This window comes from bacterium SCSIO 12696, from assembly GCA_024397955.1.
Classification (GTDB): Bacteria; Pseudomonadota; Gammaproteobacteria; order Pseudomonadales; family Porticoccaceae; genus SCSIO-12696.
In genome coordinates, this window is record CP073744.1 from 1,603,835 (window position 1) to 1,624,331 (window position 20,497).

The 20,497-nt window shown below is 52.0% G+C and carries 10 protein-coding genes and 1 pseudogene; 4 read left to right on the forward strand and 7 right to left on the reverse strand.

The features are described from left to right. Positions 1-65: 65 nt before the first annotated feature. Together KFE80_07365 and KFE80_07370 are read left to right on the forward strand one after the other, a co-directional pair. Positions 66-1,073 carry an efflux RND transporter periplasmic adaptor subunit gene (locus tag KFE80_07365; GenBank protein UTW44223.1) on the forward strand — a complete coding sequence of 336 codons (1,008 nt, stop codon included), beginning with the start codon at positions 66-68 and terminating at the stop codon, positions 1,071-1,073. Continuing rightward, the gene (locus tag KFE80_07370) at positions 1,070-4,243 is read left to right on the forward strand and encodes an efflux RND transporter permease subunit (GenBank protein UTW44224.1); all 3,174 of its coding nucleotides are present in this window, start codon (positions 1,070-1,072) and stop codon (positions 4,241-4,243) included. Before KFE80_07365 ends, KFE80_07370 begins: the two co-directional genes overlap by 4 nt. On the opposite strand, the gene KFE80_07375 is transcribed toward KFE80_07370, so the two are convergent. The 7 genes from KFE80_07375 to KFE80_07405 form a co-directional block, all read right to left on the reverse strand. Further along, a complete protein-coding gene (locus KFE80_07375) occupies positions 4,227-4,949 on the reverse strand; it encodes a DUF1499 domain-containing protein (protein UTW44225.1) in 723 nt (240 codons plus the stop codon). The genes KFE80_07370 and KFE80_07375 overlap by 17 nt on opposite strands. 27 nt (positions 4,950-4,976) lie before the next feature. Continuing rightward, positions 4,977-5,858, reverse strand: coding sequence for a dienelactone hydrolase family protein (locus KFE80_07380; protein ID UTW44226.1), 882 nt, complete (start codon positions 5,856-5,858; stop codon positions 4,977-4,979). A 339-nt stretch (positions 5,859-6,197) separates the two neighbouring features. Next, entirely contained in the window at positions 6,198-6,737 is a 540-nt protein-coding gene (locus tag KFE80_07385; protein ID UTW44227.1) for a hypothetical protein, read from the reverse strand. A gap of 346 nt (positions 6,738-7,083) precedes the next feature. After that, positions 7,084-7,944: an IS3 family transposase gene (locus KFE80_07390; GenBank protein UTW44228.1), complete on the reverse strand. Its 861-nt coding sequence runs from the start codon at positions 7,942-7,944 to the stop codon at positions 7,084-7,086. Continuing rightward, entirely contained in the window at positions 7,941-8,252 is a 312-nt protein-coding gene (locus tag KFE80_07395; protein ID UTW44229.1) for a transposase, read from the reverse strand. The genes KFE80_07390 and KFE80_07395 overlap by 4 nt, the downstream gene beginning before the upstream one ends. Before the next feature lie 95 nt (positions 8,253-8,347). Then, positions 8,348-8,704, reverse strand: a complete 357-nt coding sequence (locus KFE80_07400; protein UTW44230.1) for a hypothetical protein — start codon at positions 8,702-8,704, stop codon at positions 8,348-8,350. Next, positions 8,701-18,744: a VCBS repeat-containing protein gene (locus tag KFE80_07405; GenBank protein UTW44231.1), complete on the reverse strand. Its 10,044-nt coding sequence runs from the start codon at positions 18,742-18,744 to the stop codon at positions 8,701-8,703. Before KFE80_07405 ends, KFE80_07400 begins: the two co-directional genes overlap by 4 nt. A gap of 546 nt (positions 18,745-19,290) precedes the next feature. Between KFE80_07405 and KFE80_07410 the strand changes: the two are divergent. Both KFE80_07410 and KFE80_07415 read left to right on the forward strand, forming a co-directional pair. After that, positions 19,291-19,506, forward strand: a pseudogene (locus tag KFE80_07410) (helix-turn-helix domain-containing protein). Between the two features lie 249 nt (positions 19,507-19,755). Beyond that, a complete protein-coding gene (locus KFE80_07415) occupies positions 19,756-20,490 on the forward strand; it encodes a hypothetical protein (GenBank protein UTW44232.1) in 735 nt (244 codons plus the stop codon). Positions 20,491-20,497 lie beyond the last annotated feature (7 nt).

Here is a 20,497-nt window from a genome sequence, read left to right on the forward strand (position 1 = left end):
TGCCGACATTGCCCAAAATGCGAATACGAGCCCTAGTCGGCCTATTCGCACTTTGCGCCCATTCAGTGATATCAGCTCAAGCCACTGAAGTGGACGTGTTCTACCCGGCACCGGAGCCGACGTACCAAGCACTCACGCTAACGGGCACTGTGGAAGCGGTGCAAAACGCCAACCTGGCCAGTTTGCAGGCAGGGGTTATCGAGCGATTTTTTGTGGAAGTTGGCGACCGGGTAACCCAAGGGCAAAAGTTGATGGCACTGGATGCCACATTGGCAAAACTGACACTGGCCGAAGCAAGAGCCAGCGTTGCCAGCAGCAAAGTCAACCTTGCAGAGGCGAAACGGCTTTATCAGGAAGCGTTGGCACTATCAGAACAACAGGCACTGGCACAAACTCTGATTGCCCGGCGCAAAGCGGCTGTATCCATTGCCGAAGCAGAGTTGAGCAAACAATCATCCAGCCTCGCCTATCAACAGGAACTGGTGAATCAACACACCCTGTATGCGCCATTCAATGGTGTGATTTCCCAGCGCAATGCGGACCTCGGCGAATGGGTGACGCAACAAAGTTCGGTGTTGGGCCTGGTTCAGCAAGACAAACTCCGCTTGGTGGTTTCTATTCCGCAAGAGTATTACCGGCTTTTAAAACAGCCGGAGAATATTGTGGTAATGGTAACTCCCGGCGTTACCGGCGCAGATGGGTTCAAAAGTACCATCAGCCGCTACGTGGCGGTCTCCAACGAACAAAGCCGGGCTTTTACCGCTCATATTGACCTGCCTGCATTGGAAAATCTGGTACCTGGTATGTCCGCCAGTGCCAACTTGCAGTTCGGCGCAACACAACAGCAGCTGATCTGGCTGCCTAAGAAAGCACTCAAACAGCATCCAGACGGCGGCAGCAGTGTATTTGCTGTAATTAACGGTGTGGCGGAGCGCTTTATCGTCAGCGTCGTCGATGAAAAAGAGCAACAGATCGCGGTGACTGGGGCACCAGCCAACCACGCTTATGTCACCTCAGGTATCGCCCTGCTGCGTGACGGAGAGCCATTGACCATTAAGCGTACACAACCATGATCGAGGCAGCGGTCAAACGCGGCATCCTGGTTGCGGTGGTGGTATTGATTAGCTGCATCCTGGGCCTGGTGGCCGCCTTTAATATACCGGTGCAAATGATCCCGGATCTGGAAGTACGCACCATTACGGTACGTACCGGCTGGCCAGGCGCGACACCGCAAGATGTGGAAAAGGAAATTCTGATCGAGCAAGAGCGCTATTTACGCAGCCTGCCCAACTTGCAGCGCATGCTCTCGTCTGCGGAAATGGGGGAAGCCAATATTGAGTTGGAGTTTCCGTTTGGGGTAGACGTCAACGACGCTCTTATCCGGGTCAACAATGCCCTCAGCCAGGTGCCCGCCTATCCGGAAAATGTGGATCAGCCACGGCTGTTTTCCAGCTCCTTTTCCAGCAATGCTTTTATGCACCTGACGCTGCGCCCGATTGAGGGCAACCCCATGCAGCTGGATATGGATTTGCTCAGCGACTACGCCGAGGATTTTATCCGCCCCCGAATGGAATCCGTTGCCGGAGTCTCTGAGGTTCGCGTTCGCGGCGGCGCCCAGCGCCAAATTCAAATAAAGGTGGATGCCGGGCGCCTGGCGCAAAGGGGCATTAGCCTGACAGACGTTAGAAGCGCTATCCGCGAGCGCAATTCCGACGCCTCCGCGGGTGATATTGAAAGTGGCAAAAGCCGATATCTGATGCGGGTTGTCGGTCGCTTCGAACGGCTCAACGAACTGGAAAACCTGATTATCAAACGCCAGGGGCAGGCCAATACCCGCCTGAAAGACGTGGCCGATATCACACTGGATCACTTTGAAACCCGTGGCGAGCGGTTTTTTAATGGCAGGCGCAACATTAACCTGTCGGTGCGACGGGAAAGCGGCTCCAATGTTCTGGAAATTAAAGAACAAATGTTGCCGGTGATTGCCAGCCTCAATCAGGACTTACTGCAACAAAACGGCTTGGAACTCAAACTCACCAGTGATGACGTTCAGTACGTTCAAAGTTCACTGAGCAACGTGTGGACCAACCTGGCCATTGGTGCCCTGCTGGCGACCTTGGTGATGTACGCCTTTCTGCGTTCCGGCCGTGCTACCGCGATCGGCGTTATTGGCATCCCCATTTGCACCATTTTTGCATTTTTGGCGTTAACCGCGTTTGGCCGCACCATCAATGTGATTTCTCTCGCTGGCGTGGCTTTTGCCATCGGCATGACCGTGGACAATACCATTGTGGTATTGGAGTCCATCTTGCAGCAGCGAGCAAAAGGGTTAAACAAAGTTCAGGCGGCCATTGCCGGCGTGAAAGAGGTGTGGCCTGCGGTACTCGCCTCCACCACCACGACCGTATTGGTGTTCGCCCCCATTTTATTTATCGCTCAGGAAGCGGGGCAGCTGTATTCCGACATTGCCATTGCCATTTCCGGCGCCATTATCGCTTCGATGCTGGTGGCCATTTTGGTTATTCCATCGGCACTGGCACACTTTGGTAAAAAGTCTGCGATCACCAAAAGTGAATCATTTGAGCTGTCGGATCGCTGGTTAAAGCTGTCCGCCGTATTTACCCGCTCGCGAAAAAAAGCCCGTATGTACAGCGGTGTATTTGTTGCAGGCATTCTGTCGCTGGCTTATTTGCTGATGCCCGCCGCCGAGTATCTTCCGGAAGGTGAAGAGCCCAAAGCGTTCTCAAATATGGTGGCGCCGCCCAGTTACAACCTGACGGAAATGAAAAAAATTGGCAATGATTTAAGAGCCTATTTTAATCAGTACATTGACGCCGACCCGGCAGCGTTTAACAGCGGCGACGACAATATGCCGCCGCTGGCCTATTACATGATGTCGATTTCCAATGGTCGTATCTGGTTTCTCAGCGCCCCCTCTGATGCAGAAAACATCAACGCCATGATGGAGGGTATTACCAGCAAATTTAAAAGTTACCCGGGCATGCGTGCGTTTTCCGCCAGAGGCTCGATTATTTCCAGCAACGATGGTGGCACCCGAGCAGTGGCGCTGGATATCGCCGGTAACAACATTACTGATATTTACAAAGCCGCCGATGCGGTTTACCAAGCAGCGGATATCTATTTTGACCAACCGCAAATCAATTCCGAGCCCCGTTCTCTGAGTTTGGATCAGCCACTGATCCAGATAAAGCCAAGATGGGAACGCCTAGCGGAACTGAACATGAGCAGCCGCGATTTAAATTATTCCATCGCCGCCATGAGTGATGGCGCTTACGTGGATGAGTTTATTCTCGAAGACGATAAAGTGGATATTTTCCTGTTCAGCAATGCGGGCAACCGACAGACCTTGCCCAATCTGGCCGGGTCACCAATCTTGGTGGGCAATGGTCAAATACTGCCGTTGAGTGCGCTGGCGGATTTGGTGGAAAGCAAAAACAGCAACAGTATTCGGCGAGTGGACAGCAATCGCACCGTAACCGTTTATATCATTCCGCCGCGAAACCTCGCCCTGGAAACCGCAGAGGCCATCGTGCGTGAACAACTGCTACCGCAGCTATGGCAAGAAAATAAAATCGCCCAGGGAATAAAGGTCAGCATCAGCGGCGCTGCCGACCAACTGGAAGCCACTCGTAAAGCGCTATCGAGCAATTTCCTTGTCGCGCTTATACTGATTTATTTATTGCTGGTGGCCATTTTTACCCACTGGCGTTACCCGCTGTTTATTTTGGCAACGGTACCGCTGGGTATGGCAGGTGGCTTGTTAGGCTTGGTGTTGGTCAACGGGATTAACGCGGGGCTGGGTTTTCTGGGAATGAATGCCTTCCATCAACCTTTTGACATGATTACCATGCTCGGCTTTTTGATTCTGCTGGGCACCGTGGTCAATAATCCAATTCTGATTGTCGACCAGACTCGGCGTTGTTTGCTTGAACAGGGCACTTCCGTAAAAGACGCCATTCACCGGGCGCTGAAAAAACGCTTAAAGCCTATTCTGATGTCCACCGCCACCACCATATTTGGTCTGGCGCCACTGGTACTGATTCCCGGCGAAGGCACCGAACTCTACCGCGGTGTTGGCATTATCGTCCTCAGTGGCATTTTGGTATCCACGGTATTGAGCTTAACGTTTTTACCGGCGCTGTTGATGGCGCTGTTAAAACCCACCCAACCGCAAAAGGGCCAGGCGAAAGATATTTCTGAAGGGTTCAAAACGCTTGGATAAAACGCCTGATACGAGCAGCATTGGCACCTAGATCACTGCGGCCGACGCGAGATACTGAACGCAGGTCGATGCGGGTGTCACCGTCATTACGGGTGACACGCACAACCACATCGTCTTTAAAACCAAACATGGGCGTCGTTACAACCGCTTCCACCAGACCCGTTGATTGATCAAGATTGACCACTTCCCAGCCCAAGCTTTCGGCAACGTCAGCGGCACGCTCAATCGCCTGCGGTAGTGTGAGCTGCGACACAATGGGCTGAATATCCGGGTAGGCATCACTTTGCAGTTTTGCCAATTCGGGATTGGCGCGATCCAATGGGTTACTGTTGTCACCCCTCAACAGCACCACTTTGTCAAACGCCGGTGGCGTCACCAGATCGGTGGTGATGTCGTGTATTTTCGGTACCGATCGCGCCTCCAGCACTTTTGGCACCACCATCGCAACCGGTATCACCGCGATGGCAACCGCAGCGATAGCGGGCACAACAGAGCTTTTATCAATTAACGCTTTGATAAACACACCGATACCGGCGACACCGACACCCATCGCCAGATAAATTCCCCAGCGAATGATTTTTGCCGACATACCAAAACGCCAAAATTCCAGTCGGTAGCCGCATATCGCCACAACAAACAGCAGCAGACAGATAGCAAGCGCAATAAATAACGCGGTATTGAGTAAACGATTTGATGGTGAAGACATATTTATTCTCTGTATTTACAGCGTGAACTAGACCAGAGCCGTCTTAAACAGTACCTGCAATCTGGCCCAGGCTTTTTCCGCCTGCTCCTTGTTGTACACCCTGGAATCTGGCGGACACCAGCCGTGTAGCGCGCCTTCGTAAACTTCAATCTCCGCCGGAATACCTGCAGCTTTATAAGTCTCAGCCAGAACGTGCTTGGCATTAGGGTCTTTCTTGTCGTCGTTCTCGGCGATAGCGTGCAACACTTGCGCCGTTGAGCGAGGAATCAACAAATGTGGGCTGTCAGGGGTATCTTTAACCAGCCCACCACCATGGAAAGACGCCGCAGCGCCAACCCGCTGGGGAACTGCAGCAGCGGTTCGCATAATCAGACGGCCACCCATGCAGTAACCCAAGGTGCCAATTTTTTTGCCGGTATCGACACTCTGCTGGCTATCGAGAAATGCAATGTAATCACGGGCATCCGACATACTCGCATCTTGGGTGAGCTTACTCGCCATACCGCGAAGAAACGTTCGAGTATCCGGGTCGCGGAAGTCCGCTCCCGGCCCGACCACCGGCGCTTTGGCATCCCGATAAAACGGATTGACGACAAGTACCGCATAGCCAGCCATGGCAAGGCGCTTACCCATGGCCTTAAACGCGGGCCGCAACCCTTTAATGTCTGGCCACATCAAAACACCGGGGCATTTTCCTTTGGCGGGCCTGACGAAATAACAATCGGAAACCCCATTTGCCATGGGTACCGAAACATCCGACTCTTCAAGCGTTTCAGAGCTCGAAGCAACTGAAGGAAACACCAAGGCGGTAATCGCCGCCACACCCAACTTGCTGAAATCGCGCCGATTTAACTGCCCACCATTTCTGGCAAACTCTTCGTTGTCTTTTTCTGTTTGTTCGTCACACATACTCTCCCTCCAACAGTCATAGCGGATATATATCGGCCATCTACATTATCAAATTTTACGAAGCTAGTGGCGACAAACAGGGAGGTTTTTATCGAGGTAAGGTGATGGATAGTATTTTGCATGCACTGCACCAAAGCAACCACGCTGCTGGCAAAGACTGACCACTCAAACCGGAACTCACTGACCACCCTGCTGGCGCAAAGTGACCATTCGGCAACAAAATAGGCAGGCACTAAAAAAGCCCCGGCAGATAACCACCAAGACTTTTTCTAGATAGTCACCCCTTCTCAGAGAGCGCCATCTTTCTTAAAGTAAAGCTCGGATGCGCTATACAACTATCTATTCTACTAAGAAATTTTCTACAAATTTCCTAAAAATTTCTTTTCTTGATTTTAGCCATGATTCATTTAAATACTCTTTCCCATAATAGTTTGCATTTACTGAAATAAAACAACACTCAGTGAAATTCATAGAATAGCTTTCACCATTCTTTCCTGATGAATAAACCCAAATATTTCTTCCAATTGACTCCAACGTGAGATCTTCTCTGGTTTTCTCTTTGTAACTTACAGAACCAGAGTACAGTTTATTGAACGTCAACAATAAAACATCGAGTAGCTCGCCCCCTTGTGCATTTTGACCCATGATACCTTCGGGGTATTTCGTTATTTGAACCCCCAACCTAAACCCTGGAACTGACTGGTACCCATCTTTATAGTCATATCCGACATCAAGTATAGTAAGAAAATCTTTATTCAAATATTCGTTAGAAATTTCTGAAACTGGGGATACGGTGAGCCTTCCTCCCGAGGGAAGAGAAAAGCTAGCACTATGATCATTAAAACTAATGTGGTAGTTGACCCAAGCTTCTATATCCATATCGAGTTCCTGACTCTTGCATGAACATGTGCAGACAGTAAAAAATAATAAAAATAATTTATTTATATTTTTCATGGCTTAGGCCTATAGACAGTATGAGGGCTAATATTCGGACCCATAAATAGTGTAGGAGCAGCCAATATGGAGCCTATCACTTCAAAAATATTACCATCCCACCAATAACCTGAGGAACCAAATCAAACCTATGCACATTATAAGAGCTAATTGGATCAAGATTCGCCCCGACTTTCGAAATGACTGCTGAAGCATGTGAGTAATTGACAGCTCCTCCATTAAAAGTTACCTGAAGAGGGTTGACGTTCCCCCAAAATAACGGAGTGATAAATTAAGAGGCATTCTTTCTCTCGTACTCTACTGGGCTCACATAGCCCAAATAAGAATGCCGTCGATACCGATTGTAAAACACCTCAATGTACTCAAAGAGGCTTTGTTTGGCTTCTTGCCTAGTTCGATAATCTTCGTGATCCACCAGTTCCGTTTTCAAACTGCCAAAAAAGCTCTCAGCAACTGCGTTGTCCAGGCACTCACCTTTGCGGCTCATGCTGCATATAAGCTTGTTCTCCAACAGCTGTTGCTGGTAGTCGCCAGACGCGTACGTACTTCCCTGGTCCGAATGCACAATCACACCCTCTACCTTCCCCCGCCGCCACACAGTCATAGTGAGAGCATCCTTTACCAGCTTGCTGTTATTGCTGTCACTCATGGCCCAGCCGATCACTTGCCGAGAGTACAGGTCGAGTACGACAGCAAGGTATAGCCAGCCCTGACGCGTGCGGATAAACGTCGTATCCGACACCCAGGCATGATTGGCTTTTAGTGCCCAGAAGCGTCGCTGCAAGTAATCTGGAGCGGGTTGTAATGTATTCTTTGAGTCCGTTGTAACCACAAACTTTCTAGCCACCTTGGACTGTATTCCCTGGCTTTTCATCAAGCGGGCAACCCGATTAACGCTCACGGACTCACCGATATCTCGCAAGTCTTGATGAATGCGCGGAGAGCCATAAGTGCCACGGCTCGCTCGATGGAAACAGCGTATTTGCGTCGTTAACCGGCGATTCTCCTTAACACGAGCACTTTCTGGCCGGTTACACCAGTCGTAAAAGCCGCTGGTTGACACGCCCAGTACACAACACAAACGTTGAACAGCATGGCTACGGCGCTGCTCTTTGATGAAGGCGTACTTCACTTGAGGTCTCTGGCAAAGTACGCTGCGGCCTTTTTTAGTATTTCAACTTCTTCCTTGAGACGAGCATTCTCCTTTTGGAGAGCGGAAAGTTCATTTTGGTTTTCTTGGCTTGGCCGACCGCGACGACCAGAGAAGGCGTCCTCGCCTTTTTCGGCAAGTTGTTCTTTCCACTTGTACAATTGATTGCGACGAATGCCTAGTTCCATGGCTATCTCAGCTGGTGAGCGTCCCGACTCTTCCATTAGCCGAACAGCTTCCAACTTAAAGTCGCGGGTGTAGGTCTTATAAGGCTTTCTCTTTGATGTCATGGGGATACTCCTGTGGCGACAGTGTCGCTGATTTTAAGTATCCGTTAAACTGGGGGAGCTTCACTCTGACCCCTTTAATGACCCATTGTTCATGTTCATTCTTTTAAAACTATTAAATATTTGGATAAATACCAATAATCCAGAGCATATTTAGCCAACAATACCAACATCAGCACTATACTGTTTTTAGCACTAATATCATAAAAAAATATAAATCCAAAAAAAATTACATTAGTAATTGAACATAAAAAAATACAGCGTAATAAAAAAGTTTCTTTTAACCCTAAAAATTTATTAAAAATAAGCTTGGAGCTGGCAATATTCAAAATTATTACCACTAAAATAGTGACGTAAAAACCAACATATTTTTCCAACAAAAAGAATGCAAATAGCGATGGAGCGCTAACCCAAAAAATATATGTAAATAAATTTCTACCTTCTACTTCTTTCATGGCAAATTGGACACTGTTTGAGATATCGCGACACCAACAACTGTTGCCGCCTTTGATGGTGAGCCAAATCTGGATGTCCTCTGTAACTTATCTGCGTAGGTTGTAAAAGCTTCTCTACTACCACTCACACCCAGCGAAAACGCATCCCGTACGTTTGGGTCAGAAGCAAAGCTTACAACTGTACCTGCAGTAGTAACCCTATCTGCCCAAACCAGAGTTTGTACAACACCTAATTCACCTATGATAACAGGAGCAGAAACAGCAACCCCAATCGTGCCCAAAGCAGCTTTTTGCAACCTATCACCATAGTCACCCAAAGATGCAACACCATAAGATAATTTTTGTGGGTCAACCCCCGGACTAGCAAAGTCTATCGCACTAACCATCCTTGTATCGGTTGCCACCGCATTCGGTAAATCTCGGCTAATATTCGGTGCCTGATAATCTCGTTTAGTGACCGAACCTTTGCCATTAGACGCCGGAGCTGGCCTAAGATCAGCCTGCGCTCCTCCATCCATGGATTCTGTAACCACATCCTCATTAATCACAGGTTCTCTAGGTTGGTCCACAATATCTATATCTGCTTCAAAACTTATCGAAAAGTCCTGGCGAGGATCACTTTTAAGGCTTTCACCATAATCACTGGCTAAAGAAGAGAATGCCCCCGATATTGCACCATTAGAGAACTTTCCACCCGACAGTTGGGAAACAGTACCTCCAACAATCGCTCTAGCTGCTGCTTTTGCTCCTACGCTTTTGATCCCGTCAATCTTTAAAGCGCCTCCGGCAATTGCCCCTAAGCCCGCCGAGGCAAAACCATGGCCAAATTTACCACCTTGGAGCACCGATGTAACACCTGAAGTAACCGCCATAGCAGCCACATATCTATAAGTGGCAGGGTTAAAGCCAAAGCTTTGCCCGGCCTCTAAGCCAAAGTTTGCTCCAACAGCAGAGAGCGCAGCTGCTGATATACCAGATTTTAAGGCATCACCAAGACTCGCACCTTGAAGTAACGCATCTGCAAAACCAGCTGCACCAAAAATAGCTGCTGCTACGTACCATTTGATCCCTTCAACAGCTGCCGTATATACGATTGCCGCCAATGTAAATATAAAGTACCCACTCGGATCCGTCGCGTTGAGCGGATTGTTGATTGTGTAGGCGTACCTATTGAGGCTTTGGCTCATTAATGGATCTTGTATAAACGGATCGGCCTGAAGGAACCTGGCAATCTTCGGATCGTAAATCCGCCCATTCATATGGATCACACCCACCTCATCCAGCATCTCATGGCCCGTAAAGCCTCTGGTGGTGATGCTGCTGTCAAAGGTGGTCAATGCCCCATTGGCCAAGGCCGTCCAATCTGTAGCGTCCCTTCTCTCGCCCCAGGCGTCAAAGCTCATTTCCTGCACAATCGCACCGGTTTCGTCGGTGATGACGTCCAGGCTGCCCAGATGATCATGGTACTGGTAGTGGGTATCCACGCTTTGCAGTTGATCCGCACTGTTGAGCTTCAGGGTAATCAAAGTCCCCCCCAGATGGCGTTTGATTTCTTTATCGCCATTGACCTGGGTAATCCACTCGGTGTTGCCCACGTACAGGGTGGTTTTGGTGCCACTACTGTTGGTGTCGGTGCGTTTGTAGCGGGCTCTGTCCGGCCCATACTGGAACCCGGTGGTGTGACCGCCTTTGCTGATGGTTAAGGGCTTGTCAAAGGTGCTGTAGGTGATGTTGCGGCCATCCCCACTGGTATTGTTGCCGTTGTCGTCGTAGCTGTAGGTGGCCGCTTCCGCTCCCGTAATTTGGGTCACCGCGTGTACGCCCGCGTCCCCGGCTCCGCTATTATTGCCCGTACCGTAGCTGTAGGTACCCACATCACTCTTGTAGAGGATGTTGCCCAGGGCGTCGTATTGCACGGTTTTGGCCGCTTGGCCTACCACCTGGTAGCTGGTCAGGCGGTTGAGGTCGTCGTAGCCAAAGTTTTCTCGCAGGTTTTTGTTACCGGATTTTTCTTCTCGCCATTCCAGGTTACCAATGGTGTCCCACTCGTACTCAAGGTCCTGGACTTCGGCCCCCAAGGCGTGAGTGGCATCAATGGTTTCGATGCGCCCGGTTTGTGGGTCGTACACCCGAGCGATACTGACGTTGTCGCCCCGGGTTTCACCCGTCACGTTACCCCGTGCGTCCATGCTGGTGATGGTGCGGTAGATACTCCGCGGTTGACCATTGCTGCCCAGCACTGCATCGCCCACCCAGTCCATGTAGCCGTAGGCGTTGTAATGGCTTTGAGTGCCCTGGTAACCGGTAGCCCCAGTGGGGTCGGTAGACGCATCGAAGGTTTGGTAAGTACGGCCGTATTGGTCGTAGGTCACTTGTTCGATGTAGCTGCCGTCGCTGCCGCCAGCCCCCAGTGCCGTGGCGGTGTGGGTCACCCGCCCGTAGGTGTCGTAGGTAACGGTTTTGACGTAGTCGTTAGTGCCGTCATCGCCGTTGTCTTGTTGAACGTTGTTCAGCAAGCCAAGGCCCAGCCCACTGGTGCCGTTGTTGTAGTGCCACTGGGTGTCGCTTTCCACACTGTTGTTGGTGCGGCGATCAATCCGATGGATCAGTCGGCCCAACACGTCGTAGCTCAGTGTGCTGGTCTGACCGTTGGCATCGGTTTGTGATTCCAGTTCGCCGTACACGTTGTAGCTGTAGGTCCAGTAGCCCTTGTCCGGATCATCCATCCAGTCTTTGCGGCCCAACAGGTCGTAGTGAATGGTGCTCACGTTGCCCGCCGAGTCGGTCATGGTGGTCATGTTGCCCTGGGCGTCGTAGGCGTAGCTGACCGAGGAGGTTTCATGACCACTGCCCCCTTCGTTGTCGGTCACACCCACCACTTCGCCCAACGCGTTTTTGGTTTCCACCTTGCGGTGGCCTTTGTCGTTGATGGTGACGGTGCTGTAGCCGTTGTATTGCACGCTACCGGTGCTGTTGTCCGGCAGTGTGGTGGTGGTCGGACGGCCCAGGATGTCGTAGTCGATGGTGGTCCAGTAGATGGGAGAACCACTGTCCAGGTAGTAGGGTTCGCTCTGGCGTTTGGTGCGACCCAGGGTGTCGAACTCCACGTCGCTGGCAATCCAGTTGCCACTAAAACCCACGCTCAGGCTACGAATCGCACGACCCAGTTTGTCAAAGCATTGCTGGCTCTGCCCACCCCCGGCGCTGTGGCTGATGGCTTTGTAGACCGTGCCTGTCGGACAGTGGCTGGTGTCCGCGTCCGTCAGGTAGGTTTTACTAAAGCCACCGGTCTCGCCGCGTTCAAAGTATTTGCGGCCCAACGGGCTGTAAGCGCTGACCACGTCCAGACCATTGAGGTCTCTGGCCTGGGTAACTTGACCGTAGCCGTTGCGGGTAACCACTTCGCTGGTTTTTTGTTCCAGGCTGTTGAAGCTGCGCTCGACATAGCGGCCCAAGGCGTCGTATTCGCTGCGGCTGTAGCGAGAGGTAACCCCTGCCCCACTGGTGGTAGCACGCAGTTTGTTGCCAAAGTTGTCGTACTGGTACGTTGTGGTCAACCGGTAGGCAACATTGTCTGGCTCAATAACTTCCGTGGCCAGCAGGCCGCGTTTGTCACCGCTGGTGATGTAGGTAAAGGCACTGGTGCGGGTCTCGGTGTCGGCGACACTGCCGCTGCGGGTGCTCACCACCTGGGTGCGACTAAGGCGACCCATCTCCCGCTCCCAAGTACTGGTGCCGTAGGTGTTGGTGGTGGTTTTGACAAACTGGTCGCTGCCGGTTTCATCGTCGGTGGTGACGGTAATGGTCAGCGGGTTGCCGTAACTGTCATAGAGGTTGTCGGTGGTCACCGTTTGCAGATGAGCGCCTTGGGCACTGCCATTACTCGCCAGGTCGTAGGTTTTTTCGATACTGCGGGCCAGGTACGGCGCGTAAAGTTTGGTCGCCGGCATGCCGGTGCCACTCCACTCCGTATGGCTGCTCCCGTTCCAGTGTTTGAGCTTCCAGATGTTCTCAGACATGCTCAGTACGTGGCCATCGTCGGTGGTCACCGTAGTTTGCAGTGGTGAACCAATAAACGGGAAGTCTTGCCGATAGCTGGTGGTGGTGATCACCCCGGTTTGGTTGTCCACGGTTCTCAGCCGCTGGAAGCCCAAAAAGCCTCGGCCCATGGCCTGTACTTTGGCTTCGCCGTAGTAGTAGCTGATGGAACTGGTGGCGTTGTTGTTCACAGTACCAGGATTGGCGTCATCCGCCGCCGGTGCGGAACTGGCCACATCGGTCACTACGTACATGGGGCCGTTTAGCTCCAGTACCGGATCTCGCTGCCCGTCGTCGTTAACGTCTTTGCCCAGAGTGTGGGCGCTGGATTGCACGTCCCATCCGCCGTTGAGCATGCTGTAAAAGTCGCCCACATTGGCAGTGCTGTAGGTGTATTCGCACTCGCCTGGGTCAAACTCTTCCTCGTCTTCGTCGTAGGGATTCTCGGGGAAGCAGGGACCGTCGTAGGTGTGGGTAGTGCTACCAACGTTAACGCGCTGGTAGTGGCCGCTGGTAGCCAGGGTACCGTAGGTGATATTGGTTTCCGCACCCAGGCCATTGGTGACACCGGTGATGCGGTTGGTGGGAACATTTTGTTGCGTGGACAGATAGATTTTGGAGGTGTTAGCTCCACCGAATTGAAGATCAAACTGCACCACATCCGTAATGCCATCGGCATTGACGTCCGTAAACTGATAGCGACGCCTTTCCAGATCCTCAATACTACCCAAAGTACCTTTAGCGTTCTCTGCCAGATCAAAGCCACTACCGTTCCAGTAGCGAACTTTTATCTGTCTATCATCAACATCATGCCAAACCACATCCTGATAACCATCACGATTGTAATCGACTACCTGAAGGTCCTTTTCAATGTCAGTGCCCAGCGTATCCGATAGTGTTATTAATCGAGTACCATCGCTTAAGGCCACACGCCAACTGCCAAGTTTTTTAAAGAGCACGTCGGTTAGGCCATCGCCATTAAAATCGGCGTATCTAATATCTCCTTCACTTACGTTTCTTAATACACTGCTGGAAAATAACGCTGTTTCAATATCACCACTGCCACTGTCAAAACCTTTATGGAGCCAAATGTCATTCAGGGTGATATGGTCAGTTTCTTCAATGTCTTCATCGTCACCCACTATTTCTTCGTTATAACCAGATATACGACCAATAAAATCCACCCGACCATCGCCATCAAAGTCACCTCCGCTGGCACTAATGCGTTCAGGGCCCCAGTTGTCTCTTAACTCATTCCAATAACCACTGGGTGGGTCAATATCAATGGCGCCATTAAAGTGGTTGGAGAAGTAATAGTAGCGGTTCGATGTAATTGGCTGACTGCCGTCGTGCTTGAGATAGCGAACATTGTTATTCTCAACCAAGTCCACCAAACCGTCACCATTTATGTCAGCAAAGGTATTGTCCTTATTTGCAGGAATGCCCGTACCAAAGCTAAATCCGCTACTAGACAGCCTCCACGCTCCATTGGCTTGAGGCAATGAAAGGTGAACTCGCCATTCACTGTTTTTATTCGTTACATATTCATTGTTGTCCCAGTACAGGACATCCATACGGCCATCGGCGTTGTAATCCACAATTTCAATTTTGTTGGGCACATTGCCAGTAAAATCCCCATCCTCAAAAACTTTTACCCCAGGATGCATACCACCGGCATCATTTGCCAAAGCGTAATACAAGGCATGATAGTCTGTATTACCATGGCGATTAGGGCTGGCCTCCAGCCACACCAGATCCATGCGTCCATCGCCATTAATATCCGCTGGGCGGTAATCCGCAATGTAGTCGTCACCACCACGTGCTGGACCAATATTAAAAGTACTGACAGGACTGAAGCTGATACCCACACTGGGCAGCGCCCAGTCAAAGGTAGTGGCCGGCAAACAACGACTGCCCACGCACTCTTCAATGCTGGTGAGACGGCTGAGATCATCCGTAGCCGGCTGACTTTGACTGGTGCCGTTGTTGCTCTGATCCAGATACTTCAGGTGGTAGGTGCGCAGCGCCGTTTCACCACTGCCACCGGTGTTGTAACTGGTCACACTGGTCAGTCGCTGGCCGGTACTAAATTCGTACCCCGCCACATAGCCACGGGTCACATCGTTTCGGGAACCGTAGGTAAAACGAACCCGCGCGTTAGACCCACTGGGGCCACCGGCACTGCCATAGGCGTACTTCACCTCCTCGATGCGATGACCATCGGCGTCGTTGTGGTAATCGAACCAGATAGGATTGCCCACACTGTCCTGGAACTTTTTCAGGGCCCAGGTCAGGGTTTGACCCGCTGTGTTGTTTTGCTTGGCATCGGTAAAGTTGCCCGTCGGCACGTCTCCATAGAACGAGGTAGAGCCGTCCTTACGATGCACTTCCCAGTAATCCGGGTGACCGGTGCTACCGCCACGCGCGTAGATCTGGGCAAAGCTGTCGATCTCCGTGCGGTATTCGGAGTCCGGCGCTCCATAGGTACCCGACACCAAAATCAGGCGCTGGCCATCCAACGCAAAGCGGTCCTCCGGCCCCCAGGTGATGGGCATGGGGTCGCCATCCTGTTGGAGAGTTTGGCGCGAACGACTGATGCCACTCAAACCGCCAATGTTCCAGCCCAGACCCGCCAGGCCATTGCCGCCCTGGCTGGAATAGTTAAGGGACAGCTGAGGGGCCACACCCGCGGTACCCGCCGCCGTGGCAATGGGAATGCTGTAGGTGGCACTGCCGGATTCGTCCACCCGGAAGCTGCCCGCAATCGTGCCCACACTGTCGGTTTCGATCACTTCGCCTGCATTCACACTGGGTGCGGGTTCTACATGAGCGGTTGGCGCCGCTGGCGGTGGTGTGTGAGGTGCCACAGCAACACTGTGCACCGCGGTGTAACCGCCGCCACCAGAGCTGTTGAACGCCCTGACTCGATAGTCGTAAGTGCCTTCAGTGAGTGTGCCGGCCGTATACGTACGATCTGAACCGGAGTCAACCACACCCCAGCTGCCACCGTCCTTGCGCTGTTCCAGGCTGTAATAACCCACACTGCCCGCAGCACTGCCCCAGGTCAAGGTAATGCCCGAACCATAGCTTTGAGCTGGGCCACTGATGGCACCCGGAGTGCCCGGAACATGGATAACCGCCACCGTATCCGTGGCACTCCAGCCACTGCTGCCACTGCCGTTATTGGCGCGAACCCGATAGCTGTAGTTGCCATCCCCTTTGCCGGTGACGGCGTAACTGGTGCTGGCAGTGGTGGTGACGTCGGCCCAACTGCCACCATTGATTTGTTCTTGCAGCAAGTAGTCTACGGTGGTGCCGTTGCCCGCCGTCCAGGTTACCGTGTAACTGCCGGTACCATTGGTGGTCGGCACACTGGTGCTACCAGGGGTTCCCGGTGGCAACAGAACGGTCACCGCCGCTGCGGTACGCCACCCGGAACACTGGGTATTGCTGCCAACGGTGTGACACGCCCTGACCCGGTATTCATAAGTGCCGTCGCTTTGACCACTGTACGCTTTACTGCGGGCACTGGTGTCTTGCTCATTGGTCCAGCTACCACCGTTAACACGACGATCCATATCGTATGTGGTCAGTGTGCCGCTGGCCGTTCCCCAGTTCACCGTATGGTTGCCATCAGGACTGGTGGAAGGGCTGGCACTGATGCTGGAAGGCACACCCGGTGCAATGGCCACATGGGTGGTCACCGCACTGCTGTACACACTACAACCACTGACGTTACAAGCCTGTACCCGGAACTGGTAACTGCCGTTGCCCAAACCCGATACCGCTTTGCTGGTGGCGCCGCTTGTATGGATGTTGCTCCAGGCGCCACTGCCCAAACGTTGTTGCAAGGTATAGCTGTTGGCGCCGCCGGAGGCGTTCCAGTTCACCGTAAAGCTGCCATCGTTATCCGTCGCCGGCGCACTCAGACCTGAGGGCGTGCCTGGAGTCGCCACAGAACCGGCATTAGTGGTAGTGCGGTAACCGGAACACCCCTGATAACTACCCTGAGTGTTACAGGCCCTGACACGATAGTGGTAACTGCCGGTCATTAAGTTGTTGATCGCCCGACTGGTGGCACCGCCGGAGTACACTTCCAACCACCCACCACCGTCTTTTTGCTGTTCCAGGCGATACATGGCAACGGTACCCGTTGATGCACCCCAACTAACGGTGTGAGTACTGTTGGTCGTGTGTTGTGGCGAGATACTGATCGAAGGTGAAACACTCGGCGCAATGGCCACATCGGTACTGTCTACACCACTGTATCCCGAACAGCCCACCGCACTACAGGCTCGTACCCGATAACCGTACGTGGCCGTACCCAGACCAGATTCGGATCTGCTGGTGCCGCTGGCATTGTGGATGGTACTCCAGCTGCCACCGTTGGTTTGCCGTTGCAATTCGTAGCTGGTAGCACCGGTGGTGGTGCTCCAACTCACGCTGTAGGCGCCATCCGGATCACCGGAAGGCGCATTGGGAGTTCCCGGTGTCGCTGGGGTGGTGACGGCAAAAGTATTGCCATAGCGCCAACCCGAACAGCTGGTATAGCTGCCAGTGGTACGGCAGGCTCTGACTGCGTAACGGTAGTTACCTACTACCAACCCCGTATCTGTGCGACTAAGAGCAGAACCATCGTACTCTCCTACCCAACTACCACTATTAAATTGCTTGTTCAGATCGTAGTAGCTCACAGAGCCACTGGCCGCGCCCCAGCTGAGGGACACGGTACCACTGTAATTGGTGCCCGGTGTGGTAATGGAGCTGGGTACTCCAGGGGTGATCGCCACCTGGGTGGTGTCCACCGGGCTGTAAGCGGAACAACCCACGGCGCTACAAGCGCGCACCCGATAGCCGTATACCGCATTGCCCAAACCGGATTCGGAACGACTGGTAGCACTGCTGGTTTGGATGGTGCTCCAGCTGCCGCCATTGGCTTGCCGCTGCAGCTGATAGGAGGTAGCGCCGGTCGAACCAGACCAACTGACGGAGTATGCGCCGTTGTTGTCGTTGGTGGGCGCGTTGGGTTGACTCACCGCAGACGGAACCGTCACCGTGGCGTTGGACGAGTAACGCCAAGCTGAGCAATTGGTGTAACTGCCGGTGGTGCGGCAAGCGCGAATGGCGTATTGGTGGGTACCGGTGCTCAACCCGCTAAACGTGCGATTGCGAGAAGTGCCGTCGTAAGCGTTGCTCCAACTGCCACCATTAAAACGTTTGTCCACGTCGTACTTGGTGACAGAACCTGACGCCGCCCCCCAAGTCAACGAGTGACTGCCGGTGTAGCTGGTACTGGGGCTGATGCTGGCGGTGCCCGGTACCCCGGGGGCGATGGCCACCTGGGTGCTGTCCACACCGCTGTAACCGGAACAACTGCCAGCACTGTTACAGGCACGAACGCGGTATTCCCACACACCATTGCCCAGACCAGACTCGGAACGACTGGTGGTACTGCTATTGTGGATGGTGCTCCAGCTGCCACCAGACAGGCGGCGTTGCAGTTGATAGGTGGATGCGTGGGCAGTCGAGGACCAGCTGACCGTGTAGGCACCATTGCCATCACTGGTGGGCGCGTTTAAACCGGCAGGTGTTGCAGGTGTAGGATTGTGTACAGTGACGGTAATTGAGCCAACTGTATACGTATAATCAATCTCTTCCTCGTATTCGTCACCAGTGTTCTCATCTTCGTATGTCTCAATCTGAGTAACTGTGACTTTCACCAAGTAGGTGTAGGTGCCAACTGGCTTGTTGGAAAAACTTTTGCTGCGACTGGTCGCATGGCCTGCGATGTAATCAATGGATGTGCCGTTTTCGTACACGCGGTAACCAACAATGGTGTCCGCACCGTACGTCCAGTTGAGTGTAAACGACCCTGTACTGGGATTTGGCGTGGCACTGATGCCCGCAAACACTTGAGCACCAAACACGGACAGGCTCAACAGCAACAACGCCTTCGCTGCAACACCCGTAAACAGAGAAACCACCCTACCCAAAGTACCCATAACAACCTTCCCCATGGTCATTAAAACGACACGCGCACGAAACCAGCCGTGCGCATCGACGCAACAGAATCAGTGACAAAAAAAGACAGTGCGAGAAACCGCAAAAGACCCTGCACCCTGACAAGATGCAAAGCCTTCAAACCCCTTGAAACGCAACGGCCATCCATGACTGTGACCGACGCTTAACGGATTAAAAAATCAGAATATGTGTAAATAAACCCAGGGTTAGAACAACCCCCAATAACCGACAAAGACTGCCCAGAACAGACCAACATCCTTACAACCCCCCAATCCGAAACCTTTTCGTAAACGCAGCAATGCGCCGTCTCCCTACGCCTCAACATTCCTGTGATCCGTGAGACGAATACTTAAATGTATAGACTTGGGTTTTGGGTGTGTCAAACCATGGCAGGCAACTTTTTAGCAAGCTGAGCATCTTATTTTTTGTGTTCAAACAAACTGATGCACCACTGAAGTGCAAGAATAAGAATTTTTGATACTACCGTATCAAAAAAGATAATAAAAAAGCCTCCATTTGATACCACAATGTCAATTTTGACCGTTCACGAAAATCTTGAGTTTTTAGCGAAAATAGTTCGTCAACGACGGGAACTTTTTGGCCACAGCCGAAACACCGCCGCTACACTCACCGGTGTACCGGCAGCCACCATTCGGAAATTTGAAAGCTCTGGCAGAATTGCACTGCACCAGTTTTTGATGCTGTGTGAGGTTTATGGAGACCTCAACAAACTCAGCTTCTTGTTCCCAACACCCATCAACGGGTACCAACAAACAACGACTGTAAGCTCTGATAAGGTAAAAGATGAAGTCAAGGATAAGTAGCTAGCAACGCATAAGCTCTGTGAAAATTCGAATAATTAGCCTACAATTCATGTTGATTTCACCAAGAGGGGGTGAGTTAGCGTAAACTGCTATGTGTTAGCAAAGAGCTATTCTACCACCTTTAGCGCAATCAAAGGCTTTAATAGGAAAAGGGACCGGAAGGACTCCATGAGTGCTAATTGGCAATCAAATACCAATGTATACCGCTTGACCACATTTGCTGTGTGGTTGGCTGTGTCTTTAGCTATTGGTTTTACCGCACTTGCCGACTGGCGCATCAGCAATGAGTTAGACGAATACGGCTTTACTGGCAAACCCTCGCCACCCACTGAGTCAAACAACAAACTCACACCCCATGTATTCGATGTAAAACCAATGGCCCAGCTATTTGGTGTTGTTCAGGTCAAACCCTCAACACCTGAGGCCAAACCTGTTAAAAATATCCCCCTGACTCGGCTTAACCTCAGACTTATCGGAACCTTCTCTCACTCTGATCATAAAAGTGCCAGCGCGCTGATTGCCGATGGCAGCAAACCATCGAAACGCTATTTTGGTGGTGAAACTGTACCCGGCGGGGCAGAACTTGTCGGCGTGACCAGAAACTCTGTTGTACTAAGGCGCAATGGACGGGACGAAGTTTTGCTGTTTCCGCGTATTTCCCCTGATATCAAGAGTATTCAGAACCAAGCCTTGGCCAGACAACCGGACAAAGAGGCGCATACAGGATCCGACACGGACCAGAGTATTGTAGCCAGGAAACAATTAGCAAATGATTCACCCACTATAGATTCTGCCACCTCTAACTCCGTCGCCGCTCCCGATATCACTCCTGTTCTTGCCAGCACTGCGACCTCACGCGACGAACTCAAAGAACGCTTAAAACGCCTGAGAGACCGAAAATAATAGGCAC